Here is a 16,791-nt window from a genome sequence, read left to right as displayed (position 1 = left end):
TAAAATTTACTGTAAATTATCATCTTGTGCGAACCAAAAAGTTTTATTAAAAGCATAGTTTATTATCTAAAAATATAATATAAATTATTTCTTTAAGTAATATATAAGAAATGTATTTTTTACAAATAGTGTTATAATTAAACTAAGACTATATATTTCTAGGAGGAACTAAGATGGATAAAATAGCATTAATAACTGATAGTGCTTCTGATTTGAATACAAATTTCGTAATAGAAAATAATATTAAAATAGTCCCGTTTAAAATTATATTCTCTGATAAAGAGTATATTGATGGAATAGATATAACGCCAAAGGCCCTATATGAATATTTACCTAAGGAGATACCCAAAACTTCCTTACCTGGTGTTGATGATTTTACATTTGCTTTAGAGCAAGTAAAAAACGAAGGATATACACATGCAATTATTATAACAATATCAAGTGGCCTTTCTGGCGCTTATAACTCTGCAAGACTTGCATCTGAAAATGTCCCTGAAGTGAAAACTTTTGTATTTGATTCTATGACTTTAACCATGTCAGAAGGAGCTATGGTCATTGAAACTCTAAACCTAATAAAGCAAGAAAAATCCTTTGATGAAATAGTGATAACTTTACCTTCATTTAGAGATAAGATTGATGTGTTTTTTACAATAGATACATTAGAATACTTAATAAAGGGAGGACGAGTTGGTAAAGTTGCCGGAACTATAGCGGGCGTGCTCAATCTAAAGCCTATTATTACTGTTGGCGATGACGGCATATACCATACGGTTTGTAAGATAAGAGGCATAAAACAGTGTATATCTAAATTAACAAATATATTAACAAATTATCTAGAAAATCATAAATGTAAAGTTTGGGTTTTAGACGGGAATGCACCTGAAAAATCTAAAATGCTTTATGATTCTATAAAAGATATTCCTAATCTAATTGAATGTACTTTAGGAGGATCAATAGGCCCTGCTCTTGGCGTTCATACCGGACCTGGCCTTGTTGGATTTATAGTTGAAAGATTAGATTAAGCGAAAAATATATATGTTAACTATTCATTCATAATTAAAGAGCTAGATATTAAAATTCATATTTTTTTATTTAGCTCTTTGTTATTATTATTTACAAGTATACTTACTTTTCTACTTGTAAATAATAATAACAAAGAAATCTTTACTGAAAGGACTGTTTTGTTATTATGAAAGGTTTTATATTAGATTCAACATACAAAGATGCTACTATTGTTAATAGAAATGATGATATATTCACCATTTCATCAAATAAATTGCCAAATAGCACAATCCCACATCACTCTATAAATTTGATTGCGTCTAGCTCAAATTCACATTCCAATTTAAGTAATAATAACAAATTTAACACATACAATGTAATTGACTATCTATAATAATAGGTATAAAATAGTATAAGTGTAATATATTTATAATGTGCTAGGGGAGCCGAGAGGCTGAGATTTGATATTCATAAACCCTTAAAACCTGATCTAGTTAATTCTAGCGTAGGGAATGCAACCTCTTAAAAACTTTAAACTATTTATTTGGTTGATAATCTCCGAGCACAATTAAGGAGGTTTTTTTATGTCAATTTTTAATGATTGGATCGAACAATTTTCTAAACTTTTCCAGAATTTCTCCCAAAACGTTCAAGATATTCTTGCAAGTCCAATGTCAATTATAACTTTATTAGGATGTATTTTACTACTTATAGCATTAGCTAAGGCAAAAAAGATAAAATTCACGCCAGAACTAATTGCTAGAATTGGTATAGCATTAGCGTTAGCCACCATATTAAAAATGCTAAGATTATATCATTTTCCTCAAGGTGGTAGCATAACTTTAGGCAGCATGATACCAGTATTGCTTATAGCATTCATATACGGTCCTGAAGTTGGATGTTTAACAGGATTTCTTTATGGTGTAATAACCCTAATACTGGATCCATATATACTACATCCGGTTCAAGTTTTATTTGATTATCCATTGCCCTTTACAGCATTAGGTCTTGCCGGATTCTTCAAACAAAGAAGATTAGTTGGAGTGAGTATTGCAATACTGGTCAGATTTTTATGTCATCTTATTTCTGGTATAGTTTTCTTCGGGTCATTTGCCCCAGAAGGGATGTCTCCAGTAGTTTATTCTTTACTTGTTAATGGTCCGATGATTGGAATAGAAGGAATCATATGCTTAGTAATTTTATCCGTTCTTCCTATAGAAAGAATTTTTCATGCATCATCAGTAAATACTATTTCAAACTAACTATCATATAAAACAATTTATATATACAATTAAGTTTCCAAGCTATGCGAAGTAACTAAACATTTCACTTATCAGCATTTTAAGCTTATTAATACAAAATATATAGAATAAAAATAGGATTAATTTTGTTTTATAAAACAAAATTAATCCTATTTTTGATCAAATAATAAATAACTATGATTTATAAATTATTTATTTTAGACGTTTTAGTCGTATTTTGCAATCAAATTTTATTCTTCTATTTCAATTGCATTTACTGGACAGCTTTCTTCTGCTTCTTTTGCCTCATCTACACAACCTTCTGGAACTTCATCAACTATAGCTCCTGCTTTTCCATCATCTTGCATGTCAAAGCACTCTGGACATATAGATGGACATAATCCGCAAGCTATACAAGTATCTTTATCTACTTTTGGTTTCATGGTTTACTTCATCTCCTCTAATATCAAATTACAAGCTTATTATTTCCCAAGAAATATTAAGTTATGTATATTTAATAATATAATTTAAAATGATGAAATAAGTATAGTATAAGGAAAAGAAGTTTTCTTTTAATACAATCCTTCAAATATTAGTGAATATAGCGGATTCTCCTTAACGTATTCCTCTGCTTTTCCTTGCTCCAATGCTTCTGTAAGTTCAATATTAATTGGTAACTCTCCTATTAAAGGAATTCCAAGATACTCCGCATTTTCTTCTGATGACTTTCTGCTAAATACTCGTATCTTTTTATCACAATCTGGACAGTTTATATATGCCATGTTCTCTACTACGCCCTTAATCTTCACCCCTATCTTTTGGGCCATAATAACAACTTTCTTGACTATCATGGACACCATATCTTGTGGTGTAGAAACTATTACAATTTCATCAATAGGGAATTCCTGCATTACAGTTAAAGCAATATCTCCTGTACCTGGTGGCATATCTATAAGTAAATAGTCAAGCTCTTCCCAATTAGTTTCTACAAACATCTGCTTTAACACCCCTGTAATTACAGGTCCTCTCCAGATTACAGGTTCATCTTCTACCGCTGTTAAAAGATTCATGGAAATTATTTTTATCCCGCTTTCTGTTTCCACTGGCTCAAATTTTACCATATCATTTTCTAATGGAATTATTTTAGCTCTTTTATTGTTAACCCCAAAAAATCTAGGCATAGATGGACCTGTAATATCTGCATCCAACACTCCTACTTTATATCCCTTCTTAGATAACATACTTGCCATCATTCCAGTTACAGTTGATTTACCAACTCCACCTTTTCCACTTATAATACCTATAACATTTTTAATATTTCCATATCTGGATGTTAACTTTAAACTTTCTTCACTACATCCTGTTCCTTTAGATTGACATGTGTCTTTACTTTTACAACTTTCACAACTCATTTATATATGCTCCTTTACTTACCAATCTTGTGGGACCTTATTAGGCTCACTTATTTTAATATCCCAGTCTTTATAATTATATTCTGCCGTTACATAGTAACTTTCAAAGGAATTATCCTTTTTATTATCTACTGTTATTAGTGTTTTGAAAACAGTACTATTATATCCTCTATTTTTTACTTTAATTATTGTATCAAAATCTTCATAATTATTGTTTACTAAATCAACACTAGGTAAAGTTTTGTTCAAACTTTTCTTAAAATCTTCTAAATCCACAGAAAATATGTATTTCAAACAATCTGTATCTCCAGATATGTTCACTCCAACTTTGTTTCCGTTGGATAAGCTATCTTTTTTCTTATCAATAACTTTTAATATTGATTGATAATATATATAATTAAAGTCTCTTGGCTTTCTTATGAATGAAAGATTTTGCATTATTGTATTCTCTAAATTTTTAGGTACTGAAAATGCCTTATCGTCATCATAAAAGTTTCCTGTCCCATGTTCGTTAGCTCCAACTACATACTGATACTTTCTCACTTCATCTCCGGTACACACCTCAAAAATATAATCTGGATCTAATGAGCTTTTCTTTGAAACTTCACTTCCATCTGATAAAATCTTGTAAATGTCATCTATGGCTTTAGGATCATTAACTACAAACCTAAATCCACTATCTCTAACACTTTGTATAATAATTTTATCCACCTTATTTTGCTTTATATAATCAAATTGTTGATTTTTAAGATTCATTTTAACTTCTATATTATCAATGAAGCTACATCCTGAGAGCATCATACTAGAGACCAATACCAATGGTAAAACTATTGTTAAAAACTTACTATTTCTCACTATTCTTCTTCGCTCCTTTGAAAATCCTATGGTTATTAAATACAACAATACCAATCACCAAAGTAAATATTGCGATAAATTGTGATGTTGATAGAATCCCGACACTCCCTCTTGGATCATCTCTTAAAAATTCTACTAAAAATCTACCTATACTATATACTATTAAATATAGTCCCACTATCTTTCCTGTTTGTTTTTCTTTCTTACTATAGTACAAAAGTATAAATCCTAGCAAAAAGTCAAATATTGATGAATAAATTTGCGTTGGATGCACGTGTATTCCTGCTGGTGCTAAAGATCCTTTTGGAAATGTAACACCTATTGGTAATTCGGTTTCTGCTCCATAACAACATCCAGCCAGAAAACATCCAATTCTACCAAAACCTTGGGCTATTGCAAGACCTGGAACCGTCATATCCAACATTTCAACAATGTTCCAAGACTTTTTCCTAGAATATAAGTACATAGCCAAGGCTCCTCCACCTATGGCACCATATATAACAAATCCATATCCAAAGTTCAGCAATATGCTTGGCTCTTTAATAATATCTTTAATCTCAGTTAATATAAATAATCCCTTTCCACCAAGCGCTCCACCTATTACAGCTAAAATCACTAAATTTAATAAAGAATCCTCATCATAGCCTTTTTTCTTTCCTTTATTTATAAATATAGCAGCTGCAACTATTATTCCAATTGCAATCATTAATCCATAACTCTTTATTTGTATCCCAAATATCTCAAATAATATTATCCTCATTGCTCGCCTCCAAACGTCAAATAAGTATCAAGGAGAAGCTATTCTGGCCTCTCCTTGATACTTAAATTATAATACTTATGCTTATCCTTGGCAAATCTTATTTAACTCATCAACTCAACATTCACACAATTATATATTTTATATCAAACATATAATGTAGTCTTTTCATATCAACCACTTATAATCCATAAAACTTTATATACAATAAATTGGCTAATTTCAACTTTGAGATGATTTAATACTTGAAATAATCGTATTTAAAATAGTCTTCATATTATCCTTATAATCCTTTGACTTAAGATTAAATAATATCTTTGCTGTCTTACCTTCTCCTAAATTTAGATAATAGCATTCATTGTTAAAATCATATCCATTCTTTACTTTTGTTTCATATTTAACTAATACTCCAGAATTATAGGAATTTTTAAAAGGTGTTAATTCTGAATTATAATATTCTAGGCATTGACTATTTAAATCTTTTTCTGCAAACACGTTTATATCATCTTTGGTATTTACTACTTGCAATAAACCAGTAAGCTTATTATTTTTGTCTTTAAAATCTAATTCATAACTCACATATTGCCCTTTACTTTCTTTTTCCTCCACATTCCATTCACTTGGCAGAGATATAACATATTTATTCTCGTCAAAAGAATATTCTTTAAATCTATTTATTCCCTGATCCATAAGAATTACCTGTTCGAAATTTTCTTTAAAGAAGCCCTGGGTTATGACCAGTATCAACATCAATGATAACAATATTGACGTAACAATCAACTGCTTCTTATTCATAACAATGTTCTCTATCTTGCCGGAATTACGATTGAAGAATTTTTAAAATCATAGAACATTAACCAATATCCTTGGCCATTATTACTATCATTAGTCCATGTTACGAAACCTGTTCTTCCACCATATGGTTGATCATTTTTTTCTTTGCTTCCTGGTATTGCATATATAATATATTGCATTTCTCCATCTTTATTGCATTTATATCCTAATAAGAAATGTCCTTTTTTACTAATGTAAGGATAATAATTTAACATTGGATAATATGCTAATGTATATTTGTTATAATTTGTATCATTTGATAAGTCTTCTATACCATTTACAATGATTTTATACCACTTACAGAAGTTTATATCATTCAATTTTCCAATAAATGGCTTAAAGTCTTGTGCTAACTTCTCAAAATACTTACCTATATCTCCACTTATAGTGAATCCCTGATTTGAAGTATTTTGATTATTATTATTTTCATTTGATGTATCTCCCATATTTAAGTCTAGCTGTCCCATACCTCCAGTTTCACCGCTAGTCTCTGGCTGTTCCATTGTCTCTGTGTTCATTTGATTCATTCCAGTATTTGATGATGTTTGATCTATTCCAGTATTACTGCCGGTCTGGTTCATAGCTCCTGTGCCAGTCTGACTTACCGAGTTCCCTGACCATGGTTGCCACATTGTTCCTGTATTAATCTGGCCCATTCCAGTATTAGAGTTGCCTTGTTCCATAGACTCCCCTGTACCAGTCGTATTCATCGTAGATGTATCATTTGCTCCTGTGGCTCCACCTAAATTTCCTTGTTGAATATTATTTTCATATTCATCGAAATCTATTATGTCCATTCTGTCGGATGTATCCACGTCATTCAATTTATCCAATTTAAAGTTTTCTTCTATTCTCCTAGAGCTAACTTGCACATTATCTATATCCTGATTTTCATTTCTACATTTCTTTTCTAATTTGAATTTCTTCCATTTAGAATTATCATTCTTCTTATCCTTTATAAATCCATATACTATAACCTCTTCATACATGTGATGACTTACTTTTAGGTCTATTACCCCATCATAAGTATCTAATTTATTAGCTATTTTACCAATAACATCATCTATATCTTCCTCTTTTTCAAAATAGTCATACTTATCATGTTTATCATATTTATCACACTTATTATATTTTTCATCTTTATCCCATTTATCATATTTGTCGTACTTATCATATTTATCCGCTTTATCATATTTGTCATGTTTATCGCATTTATCGTGTTTATCACACTTATCATATTTGTCTTCTTTATCACATTTATCGTGTTTATCACACTTGTCATATTTATCTTCTTTATCATGCTTATCGCACTTGTCATGTTTATAATCTTTCTCACATTTTTTGCTCTCTTTATTCTTGTTTCTTTCCTCATCTAAATTATCTATAGTTTCAGTTATGTTTTGATGATCTTCTGGAATCCTATTTTGTTTATCTTCAACTTTAGATTCTATGTTCGCTTTAGGTTGAAGATCAATATCATCTTTTTTTCGTTCAACTGATTCATCTTGTAATTTAGGTGCCTTTACTAATTCATCCTCTTTCGTACCTGATTGAGTGATAGTTTTATTTAATGTACTTACAGTCAAATTTTCTTTTTCCTTAGTTTGTAATGTTGTTTTATCAACATATTTCCTAGAATCAGCTTTTATAATCTTAAACTTTCTCCAATTATCAGCAGATTCTTCTCCATTCATAAAACCATGCATTACAAATTCTGTTTCATTATCTTTTACCCTACATATAGCAGCACCAGATATTTTTTCATAAGATATTCCAAGACTAGCTATGTTATTTACATAATATTCTTTGCTAGTATCTCCTTTTCCGACTTCATTTATTGCTAAAGGTCCAATATCAATTAATTGTTTTAAATCCTTCTTACAACATATAAGTACCATGGAATAATTATCTTCCTGCCTAAGATTCTGCGCATAAAATGAGATTTTACACTTATCACCTTTAGCCTCCACCTTAGCATATCCAGACAAAGCTTTATCATTAGATTGAGAATATCCTCTTTCATCTTCTTGTAATATTATAAAGTTTCTATACAATTTGTTGTGTGCCAACCCTATATTCCCTCCACATATATTTATTCCATATAGTATATGTTTGGAAATTAGAATTATGATTTAACTAATACTTTTCTATATTTTCATACTCTATATAGCCCAGCAATTTTAATAGAAACTAAAAAGCAGAGAACGAATAATTCAATAATTACTCATTCTCCACCTTTTAGTTTCTTATATCATATATACAATCTGATAAGGCCGCAAATTCTTCTAGTGTTAATGTTTCAGCTCTTCTCTTAGGATCAATTCCTGATTTCTTAAATGCTTCTTCTAATTTCTCTTTATCTACTTTTAATGTTTTTGCTGCATTCCATAAAGTTTTTCTTCTCATATTGAAACCTGCTCTTACAATCTCAAACATAATATTGATATCCTTAGTTTTAACTCTTGGTTCATCTAATCTATCTAGTCTTATTACTATAGATTCAACCTTTGGTCTAGGAATAAAACAAGTTGGTGGTACCTTCCTTATTATGTCTGTATTACAATAATACTGAACTAAAACCGATAATGCACCATATTCCTTACAATTAGGTTCAGCATTAATTCTCTCTGCAACTTCCTTTTGAATCATTATAGTTAATGATTTAAAATTATATCCACCTTTTAGAAGCTTAACTATTATAGGGGTTGTAACATAGTATGGAAGATTTGCTACAAGCTTAACACTTTTCTCATCTCCAATAAGTTCATTAAAATCCACTTTAAGTGCATCTTTATGTATTAAACTAAAATTCTTGTGCTCCCCCAACTCTTGCTCAAGTATCGGAATTAAATCATTATCTAATTCAATAGATGTTACTTTTTTAGCTTTCATCAAAAGTTGAGCGGTAAGCGTACCTACACCTGGTCCAATCTCTATAATAAAATCTTCATTGTTAACTTCTGCTCCATTAACTATATCATCAAGAACAGAATCATCAACTAAGAAATTTTGCCCAAGGCTTTTTGAGAACTTAAAATTATATTTTTTGACTAGTTCCTGAGTTTTTATATCTTTTAAATCCATTTATTTCTTACCTACTTCCAATTGTTTTTCTATTTCTTTTATAGCATTAGTAAATTCTTCTTTAGTTATTCCATAATTATTTAATCTAGAAACCATCTGCGCCGCATTTCCATAACCTATTCCTAATAACTTACCAAGCATATTTCTTCTAATCTTTGAAGTATTATCTCCTGTAAGCTTGAAATAAAACATATCCTGCATAGTAAAAAATGATTGTTTTTCTTCTTGTGTTATCTTTGCCATTTCAAGCGCCTTCAAAATAACTTCTGGGCATGCATTTTCTACTCCAATATCTCCGTTCTTAAGTCCATCTTCTTTTGCAATATATGCATGTTTTATTCCTTTAACTCTTTTTGCTATTATTCTTCTTATTTTTTCCCCTGCAAAATCTGGGTCTGTTAATACAATTACCCCTTTTCTTTTCTGGGCCTCCTGTATTCTTGCTATGACCTTTGCATTTATTCCAAATCCTCCTACAGCGATTATTTCTGCATCTATAGCTTTCTTTACAGCGTCAACGTCATCTCTACCCTCAACGACTATTACTTCTTTTATCAATGTGTTACTTCCTTTCTTTATTAATAATTACTTTATTGCATTCATATATCTATACCATAAAATAGCCTTAAATTTATTTTATCTCATTTCTAATAATATGATAAAACATCCACAAATTCAAAGAAAAAAATAGAGATAACATCTGTTATCTCTTAAAATAGCTTACCATTGCCCTGGGTAAGCAACTACTAATACATCAACTGGTCTTCTTCCCCACGAATCACATTCATTTGACGAATTAAGGTATATGTCAATTCTGTCGCCCTTTATAGCACCACCTGTATCTGATGCAATTGCATATCCATACCCTTCCACATATACTTTACTTCCTAGCGGTATTACGGATGGATCTACTGCAATCGTACTCATACCACCTTGATTTCTAACAGGCGTTCTTCCTGTAGCTGTAGTAGAATGGTTACTATAAGCTGTTGCTGTGCAATTAATCTTTTTCTTATAAGTTATTCTGTCTCCACCTCTGCTTGCGTACACTTGACCAGTTCCTTTGACCACAACTTCATTTTGTGGTTCCAATATGGTTTTAGTACTCTTTACATTACGAGAAATTTCTACCCCATCTTTATATATTATTTGATAAGTAATTTGTTTCTCACCATTAACTCCTTCACTCTTAACCTTCTGAACACTACTGTCCAAATTTTCATCTTTTTCTACAATTGTATCGAAGTTAATTGGCTGTTTTTCGGTGACATCTTTTGTTTCCACTTTGACAAGTTGGACACTTTCGTTACCCTCTAACTTAGACTCTAGGGATGGTGATACTTCATCTACGTCTTTGTCAAATTCTATTCCTTGATCTTTTAATGTATTTTTCTCTGCATCCAGCATATCCTCAACCGTATCCTCTGCCGTTTGCAATTGTACTTCCATTCCACCAGCCTTAATATCTACTGGAACAGCCTTTTTTACTTTAATAGTTTCTTTTTCAGATACTTTGGATTCCAAGGACGGTTGCACTTTATCTTTAGGCGATACTTCTATCCCATTTTCTTGCAACACACCTTTAACAGTCCCCTTGTAAGTGACAAAAGTCGCTTCTTTACCGTCTATACTTATTACGAGCGTTTTTCTTATGCTCATTATAGTCACTGCTGTAACAACTACAAATGCTATCGCAATTGTTCCAATTATAATTTTTGCCTTCGGACCGTTAGAAAAACTTTGCCTAATAAATTGTCTCAATTTTTCTATCATTATTTTCCCTCCTTTGGCAAGAGTGTCTTTTGAATTATATATTAATATTCTAGACTTGTCAAATTAGTAAACTCTTGCAATATAATGAAGCATTGTAATAATGCACTTTGTGCATAAAATATAATATATAAAAATGATAGCGGTATTTAATATTACTTCATTATGAAATTAAAAATTTAATGATATGAAATTATAGAAACATTTATTAAACTTAATGATAATTTCAGTTTAATATTAGATTTACTTTATGTTGAATACAGAAATTATATTTAAAGTGTACATTTAATATTTTACCTTATTTTTCCTTTCTTATCAATCTAAAAAAATTCTCGTTAAATCTCAAATTTGCCTCATAAGGGTCAATATTCTTAATTTCTGCTATCTTAGTTATTATATATTCAATATAGTCTGATTTATTTCTCTTTCCTCTGTTTGGTTCAGGTGCCATATACGGGCAATCAGTTTCTACAAGTATTTTTTCTAAAGGGATTTCTCTAACTACTTCAACAACTTTTTTTGCATTTTTAAATGTAACAACACCTGTTATTCCTATATAATATCCTAGTTTTACGCATTCCCTTGCAAATTCTACACTTCCTGAAAAACAGTGAACTACACCTGTAACTTCTGGAAATTCCTTAATTATTTCTAATGTGTCTTGATGTGCATCTCTATCATGAATAACAACTGGATAATTTAGTTCTTTAGCTAAATTCATATGGCTTCTAAATACATCCTTTTGAATATCTTTAGGTGGATTTTCATCCCAATAATAGTCTAATCCAATCTCCCCAATAGCTACTATTTTGTCATTATTCTTAATATAAGATTTAATTTCATCTAGTGTATCGCCTTTCATCTCATTCGCATTTTCCGGATGTATTCCTAAAGCTCCAAAGACAAAATTATGATCTTTAGTTAGTTGATCTGTTGTTTTTAAACTATCATATGATGATGCGCAATTTAGGATTCCAATAACTCCATTTTGATTAATTTCATTTAGCAAGGATTCCCTATCTTCATTAAAAGCTTCATCATCATAATGAGCATGACTATCTATTATTTTAAATTTTTGATTCATAAACCAATATTCCTTTCCTATTAACATTATTTCCAAATTGTCATATTCTAAAACTACTGCATTTAAATTTAGGATTACTTATTTAAATAATAACATAAAATTATTACTTATACCTCTTTATGATAGCTTTACTTAAAACTATATGATCAAATGCAAATCATAGCAATTAAAATAAAAATAAATTCGTAAATACTAATTTTTTTACGAATTTATTATTTGACACTTAAATGACATATTAATGCATTAAAATTAATATTGTAAAGTAGTTAAAGCATTATTATTTACCCCTTTTAACCATTTATTTAGTATGGTTAATGAACGTCTCACTCCCCTAAGTGAGACGTTCTATTTTTTATAATTATCTTACAATGCTACCTGTTGGAATCTCACCTGGATCCACTGCTTTTAATATACTGTCATCATCTGTTGCAGCACATAAAATCATTCCTTGTGATAATTCGCCTCTAAGTTTTACTGGCTTTAAGTTAGCAACTAAAACTACATTTTTACCTACTATTTCTTCTGGTTTATAAAACTTAGATATTCCAGAAACCACTTGTCTTTCTTCTCCACCTAAATCAACTTTTAATTTTAATAATTTCTTAGCTCCCTTTATTGGTTCACATGCTAATACTTTTACTACTCTTAAATCAACCTTTTCAAAATCATCTATTGTTATTTCTTCTTTTATAGGTGTAATTTCTCTCTTAGCTGGTGTTTGAGCAGCCTTTAAAGCTTCTAATTCTTCTAATTTCTTATCTACATCTATTCTTGGGAATAAGTTGTCAGCCTTTACTACCTTAGTTCCTGCCTTAATTCCATCAAATGACTTTAATGATTCCCATGAAATTTCTGTAGTATTAATTTGCTCATTAATCTTCTTAGATGTTTCTGGCAAGAATGCTGAAATCATTACTGATGCAAATCTTAAGCTTTCGGCTAAATTATAAAGAACTGTTCCAAGTCTAGCCTTTTTACTTTCATCTTTAGCTAATATCCATGGAGTTGTTTCATCTATATATTTGTTTGCTCTTCTTATTAATTCAAAAACATATTCTAAAGCTTGAGGTATATTTAATTCGTTTATTGCCTCCTCAATTTTAGCTGGTGCTGATAATGCTAAATTTATTAATTCATCATCAATAGCTTCTTTTTCATCTTGAGCTGGCATTTCTCCACCAAAATATTTTTCAACCATTGCAACTGTTCTTGATAAAAGATTACCTAAATCATTACAAAGGTCTGAATTTATTTTCTTTATAAATATTTCATTATTAAATAATCCATCTGCTCCAAATGGAATTTCTTTTAATAAATAATATCTTACAGGATCAACTCCAAATTCATTTACAAGAACAACTGGATCTACTACATTACCTTTAGATTTTGACATTTTCCCACCATCAACAAGTAGCCATCCATGACCGAAAACTTGCTTTGGAAGAGGTAGATCTAGCGCCATTAACATTATTGGCCAATAAATAGTATGGAATCTTAAAATATCTTTTCCTATTAGATGTACATCTGCTGGCCAGTATTTATTATATAAATCTTTATTTTCTTGGCCATATCCAAGGGCAGTAATATAGTTTGATAATGCATCAATCCAAACATATACAACATGACTTTCATCAAAAGTTACAGGTACTCCCCAGTTAAAGCTTGTTCTTGAAACACAAAGATCTTGAAGACCTGGTCTTAAGAAATTATTTAGCATTTCATTTTTTCTTGATTCTGGTTGAATGAACTCTGGATGGTCTTCAATATATTTGATTAACTTATCAGCATACTTGCTCATCTTGAAGAAATATGCTTCCTCCTTTGATTTTTCAACTGGTCTTCCGCAATCAGGGCAATTTCCATTTACTAATTGTGTATCAGTCCAGAAAGATTCACAAGGTGTGCAATACCAACCTTCATAAGAACTCTTATATATATCTCCTTGATCATATAATTTCTTAAATATATCTTGAACAGCTTTAATATGATAATCATCAGTAGTTCTAATGAACTTATCATAACTTATATTCATCATGCGCCAAAGATCTTTAATACCAGCAACAACTTCATCTACATGTTGTTTTGGTGTGATTCCCTTTTCTTCAGCTATTCTTTGGATCTTTTGACCATGTTCATCTGTTCCTGTTAAGAACATTACATCATAGCCTGTTAATCTCTTAAATCTTGCTAAAGCATCAGCAGCTACAGTTGTATAGGTATTACCTATATGAAGCTTTGTTGATGGATAATAAATTGGTGTCGTAATATAATATGTTTTTTTACAATCTGTACACATTATTTGTGTCCTCCTTATATTAAAGCAATTATTTATTGCTATTTTTCTATTATAATATTAATTTTTACCTTCTATATATTGTGTCATAACATATCCAGCCCGCATTTTTCAAGCATATTCTTCAGAATATTAGAATATTAGAATATATATTCTAAAGAATATATATTGTTAAGATTATTATCATCTTCATGTTTTTGTCTTCAAATTATCTTGGCTCTATCTTTTAATCTTTTCATAAGCACAAAAAAATCTCTATATAAGTATTAAAACCTATATAGAGACGTATTATACGTGTTACCACTCTAATTCTTATTTACCTCACAGCAAATAACTCAGTAGGTGACCAACATCACCCTGCAATATAACGGTCGCTTCCGTATTTCCCTAACCAAATAATTTTGACTCAAGAAACATGCTCTGAGACCATCTTCATAAAATTCACAAACGCTAACTTTCAGCATATATTAGCTCTCTTATAGAATGATTCTTTTATTACTCTTCTCTTCATAGCATTCTATTTAATTAATACTAGTTTATTTAAGAGATTATTTTATGCAAACTTTATAGATAAAATTTTTAACCTATAATATATATTAATCCCCAAATTATTTACATTATACTATTTGTTGCTTACAAGTGCAATAACCTATTTATAATGTTTAAATTATATTTCCTTAGTTGATTCCTTAAGAAATTGTTTTTCACTATCACTTAAGAATGGACTTAATTTATCATAAGTCTCTTTATGATAATTATTTAACCATTCTTTTTCATCCTCTGTCAGCAATTCAACATTGATTCCACCTAAGTCTATTGGACAATATGACATGGTTTCAAATTTATAAAATTCTCCAAACTCAGCATTTCTTTCGTCCTCAACAACTAGCATAATATTTTCTGTCCTTATTCCATGTTTGCCTTCTCTATATATTCCTGGCTCATTAGTTAATATCATTCCCGGTTCTAATTCTATTGTATTCGGTACTGGCCTTATTGTTTGTGGACCTTCGTGAACGCTTAAGCAGAATCCAACCCCATGACCTGTTCCACATTTGTAATCTATTCCTTCTTCCCATAAAACTCTTCTACTTAAAATATCTATATTGGATCCTGTAGTTCCTTTTAAAAATTTTGCTTTCATAAGGCTGATATGTGCTTTTAGAACCAGCGTAAAATCTCGTTTTTCTTCTTCAGTTAATTTTCCCAAAACAATGCTACGTGTTATATCTGTAGTCCCATCAAAATATTGTCCACCGCTATCGACTAACAATATTCCTTCTTTTTCTAACTTATATGCACTTTCTTCTGTTGCAGAATAATGCATCATCGCTGCATGTTCTTTATATCCTGCAATTGTTCCAAAGCTTTCCTCAATAAATAAATCTCCTTGACTCCTAAAATCGCATAACTTTTCCGCTAAGGTGATCTCTGTTATATCTTCCTTATCTAGACCTTCTTTGATCCACTTAATAAACCTTACCATTGCAACTCCATCTTTAAGTTGACAATTTTTAAGATTTTCTATTTCCTTCTTATTCTTTATGGCCTTTAATTTTGTAGTTATATTTATTTCTTCTATCTTCTTTATTCTTTTATTAATCTGATTGTATATATACGCACTTATTTTACTTGGGTCTAATATAACACTATCTTGTACTTCTTTTATATCTTCAAATATATCCTCATAATTTTTTATTATTATGCCTTCTTTAGTTAATGTTTTTTCATCAGCAGATGATATCTTTTCTCTATCTATGTATAGCACAGCTTTCTCTTCATCAATTAATGCATATGCTAAAGTTACTGGTGTATACTTTACATCATTTCCTCTAATATTAAAAATCCATGCTATATCATCTAATGATGATATTATATATGACTTTCCACATAGCTTTTTCATTTCATTTCTTACTTCTTGAATCTTTTCATTTGCAGTTTTTCCGCAATACTTTACTTCATGCAAAAAAACTTTTTCTTTAGGCATTTTAGGTTTATCTTCCCATACTTGTTCAATTAAGTCTTTATTCATTACTATGTTTATATTTTTATTTTCTTTTATTTTTAGAATTTCTTTATATTGATTAACCGATAATACTCTTCCATCAAAACCTAAAGTTTGGCCATCCATCATATTTTCCATCAACCACTCTTCTAAAGTCGGCCATCCAGGAATTCTCATCTTAAAAAGCTCTACTCCAGAATCTTTTAATTGTTCATTGGCTTGTATAAAGTATCTTCCATCTGTCCATAGTATTGCTTTTTCCATTCCGATCAATGCTGTTCCTGCTGAACCAGTAAATCCTGTTATATATGCTCTAGACTTAAAACATTCAGCCACATATTCACTTTGATGAAAATCTTCACTTGGCACTATATAATAATCTATATTCTCTTTTTTCATTATTTCTCTTAATTTTTGTATTCTTTCTGATACTCTCATATTTATTCCCTCTTTT

At 30.1% G+C, this 16,791-nt stretch carries 14 protein-coding genes, 1 riboswitch and 1 other annotated feature; of the genes, 2 read left to right on the top strand and 12 right to left on the bottom strand.

Features of this window, described 5'->3' with window-relative positions:
• Positions 1-173 precede the first annotated feature (173 nt).
• Together KEC93_RS00390 and thiT are read left to right on the top strand one after the other, a co-directional pair.
• Complete coding sequence (locus KEC93_RS00390) at positions 174-1,022, top strand: DegV family protein (RefSeq protein WP_039773399.1); 849 nt, start codon at positions 174-176, stop codon at positions 1,020-1,022.
• Positions 1,023-1,431: 409 nt separating this feature from the next.
• Positions 1,432-1,532, top strand: a riboswitch (TPP riboswitch).
• A gap of 54 nt (positions 1,533-1,586) precedes the next feature.
• Positions 1,587-2,264, top strand: coding sequence for an energy-coupled thiamine transporter ThiT (gene thiT, locus KEC93_RS00385; protein WP_077869386.1), 678 nt, complete (start codon positions 1,587-1,589; stop codon positions 2,262-2,264).
• Positions 2,265-2,494: 230 nt separating this feature from the next.
• On the opposite strand, the gene KEC93_RS00380 is transcribed toward thiT, so the two are convergent.
• The 12 genes from KEC93_RS00380 to KEC93_RS00325 all read right to left on the bottom strand — a co-directional run bounded on the left by KEC93_RS00380 (position 2,495) and on the right by KEC93_RS00325 (position 16,775).
• On the bottom strand, positions 2,495-2,686 hold the full coding sequence (locus tag KEC93_RS00380; protein WP_011967430.1) for a ferredoxin: 192 nt from the start codon (positions 2,684-2,686) through the stop codon (positions 2,495-2,497).
• Positions 2,687-2,815: 129 nt separating this feature from the next.
• Complete coding sequence (locus KEC93_RS00375; RefSeq protein WP_017209521.1) at positions 2,816-3,655, bottom strand: Mrp/NBP35 family ATP-binding protein; 840 nt, start codon at positions 3,653-3,655, stop codon at positions 2,816-2,818.
• 18 nt (positions 3,656-3,673) lie between these two features.
• Positions 3,674-4,456, bottom strand: a complete 783-nt coding sequence (locus KEC93_RS00370; protein ID WP_207716411.1) for a YhfM domain-containing protein — start codon at positions 4,454-4,456, stop codon at positions 3,674-3,676.
• A 43-nt stretch (positions 4,457-4,499) separates the two neighbouring features.
• Complete coding sequence (locus tag KEC93_RS00365; protein ID WP_023976828.1) at positions 4,500-5,270, bottom strand: prolipoprotein diacylglyceryl transferase; 771 nt, start codon at positions 5,268-5,270, stop codon at positions 4,500-4,502.
• 219 nt (positions 5,271-5,489) lie between these two features.
• Entirely contained in the window at positions 5,490-6,062 is a 573-nt protein-coding gene (locus KEC93_RS00360) for a hypothetical protein (protein ID WP_077869387.1), read from the bottom strand.
• Between the two features lie 11 nt (positions 6,063-6,073).
• Positions 6,074-8,170, bottom strand: a complete 2,097-nt coding sequence (locus tag KEC93_RS00355) for a DUF7922 domain-containing protein (RefSeq protein ID WP_077869388.1) — start codon at positions 8,168-8,170, stop codon at positions 6,074-6,076.
• A gap of 169 nt (positions 8,171-8,339) precedes the next feature.
• The gene (rsmA, locus tag KEC93_RS00350) at positions 8,340-9,185 is read right to left on the bottom strand and encodes a 16S rRNA (adenine(1518)-N(6)/adenine(1519)-N(6))-dimethyltransferase RsmA (RefSeq protein WP_011967424.1); all 846 of its coding nucleotides are present in this window, start codon (positions 9,183-9,185) and stop codon (positions 8,340-8,342) included.
• Positions 9,186-9,743 (bottom strand): ribonuclease M5, encoded by a 558-nt coding sequence (rnmV, locus tag KEC93_RS00345; protein WP_011967423.1) that lies wholly within the window; start codon positions 9,741-9,743, stop codon positions 9,186-9,188. It abuts the gene before it with no gap.
• 162 nt (positions 9,744-9,905) lie between these two features.
• On the bottom strand, positions 9,906-10,958 hold the full coding sequence (locus KEC93_RS00340; protein ID WP_011967422.1) for a resuscitation-promoting factor: 1,053 nt from the start codon (positions 10,956-10,958) through the stop codon (positions 9,906-9,908).
• 295 nt (positions 10,959-11,253) lie between these two features.
• A complete protein-coding gene (locus KEC93_RS00335; protein WP_077869389.1) occupies positions 11,254-12,039 on the bottom strand; it encodes a TatD family hydrolase in 786 nt (261 codons plus the stop codon).
• A gap of 358 nt (positions 12,040-12,397) precedes the next feature.
• Positions 12,398-14,335: a methionine--tRNA ligase gene (gene metG, locus KEC93_RS00330; protein ID WP_077869390.1), complete on the bottom strand. Its 1,938-nt coding sequence runs from the start codon at positions 14,333-14,335 to the stop codon at positions 12,398-12,400.
• Between the two features lie 273 nt (positions 14,336-14,608).
• Positions 14,609-14,852, bottom strand: a binding site (T-box leader).
• A gap of 147 nt (positions 14,853-14,999) precedes the next feature.
• On the bottom strand, positions 15,000-16,775 hold the full coding sequence (locus KEC93_RS00325) for an aminopeptidase P family protein (protein WP_077869391.1): 1,776 nt from the start codon (positions 16,773-16,775) through the stop codon (positions 15,000-15,002).
• Positions 16,776-16,791 lie beyond the last annotated feature (16 nt).

The organism is Clostridium beijerinckii (assembly GCF_018223745.1).
Lineage (GTDB): Bacteria > Bacillota > Clostridia > Clostridiales > Clostridiaceae > Clostridium > Clostridium beijerinckii.
Note: the sequence above shows the minus strand (reverse complement) of the source record. Positions and strands in the feature narration are given on the sequence as shown.

Coding starts and splice junctions, on each gene's coding strand:
- KEC93_RS00390 (WP_039773399.1), top strand. CDS start 174: ATGGATAAAATAGCATTAATAACTGATAGTGCTTCTGATTTGAATACA.
- thiT (WP_077869386.1), top strand. CDS start 1,587: ATGTCAATTTTTAATGATTGGATCGAACAATTTTCTAAACTTTTCCAG.
- KEC93_RS00380 (WP_011967430.1), bottom strand. CDS start 2,686: ATGAAACCAAAAGTAGATAAAGATACTTGTATAGCTTGCGGATTATGT.
- KEC93_RS00375 (WP_017209521.1), bottom strand. CDS start 3,655: ATGAGTTGTGAAAGTTGTAAAAGTAAAGACACATGTCAATCTAAAGGA.
- KEC93_RS00370 (WP_207716411.1), bottom strand. CDS start 4,456: ATGATGCTCTCAGGATGTAGCTTCATTGATAATATAGAAGTTAAAATG.
- KEC93_RS00365 (WP_023976828.1), bottom strand. CDS start 5,270: ATGAGGATAATATTATTTGAGATATTTGGGATACAAATAAAGAGTTAT.
- KEC93_RS00360 (WP_077869387.1), bottom strand. CDS start 6,062: ATGAATAAGAAGCAGTTGATTGTTACGTCAATATTGTTATCATTGATG.
- rsmA (WP_011967424.1), bottom strand. CDS start 9,185: ATGGATTTAAAAGATATAAAAACTCAGGAACTAGTCAAAAAATATAAT.
- KEC93_RS00340 (WP_011967422.1), bottom strand. CDS start 10,958: ATGATAGAAAAATTGAGACAATTTATTAGGCAAAGTTTTTCTAACGGT.
- KEC93_RS00335 (WP_077869389.1), bottom strand. CDS start 12,039: ATGAATCAAAAATTTAAAATAATAGATAGTCATGCTCATTATGATGAT.
- metG (WP_077869390.1), bottom strand. CDS start 14,335: ATGTGTACAGATTGTAAAAAAACATATTATATTACGACACCAATTTAT.
- KEC93_RS00325 (WP_077869391.1), bottom strand. CDS start 16,775: ATGAGAGTATCAGAAAGAATACAAAAATTAAGAGAAATAATGAAAAAA.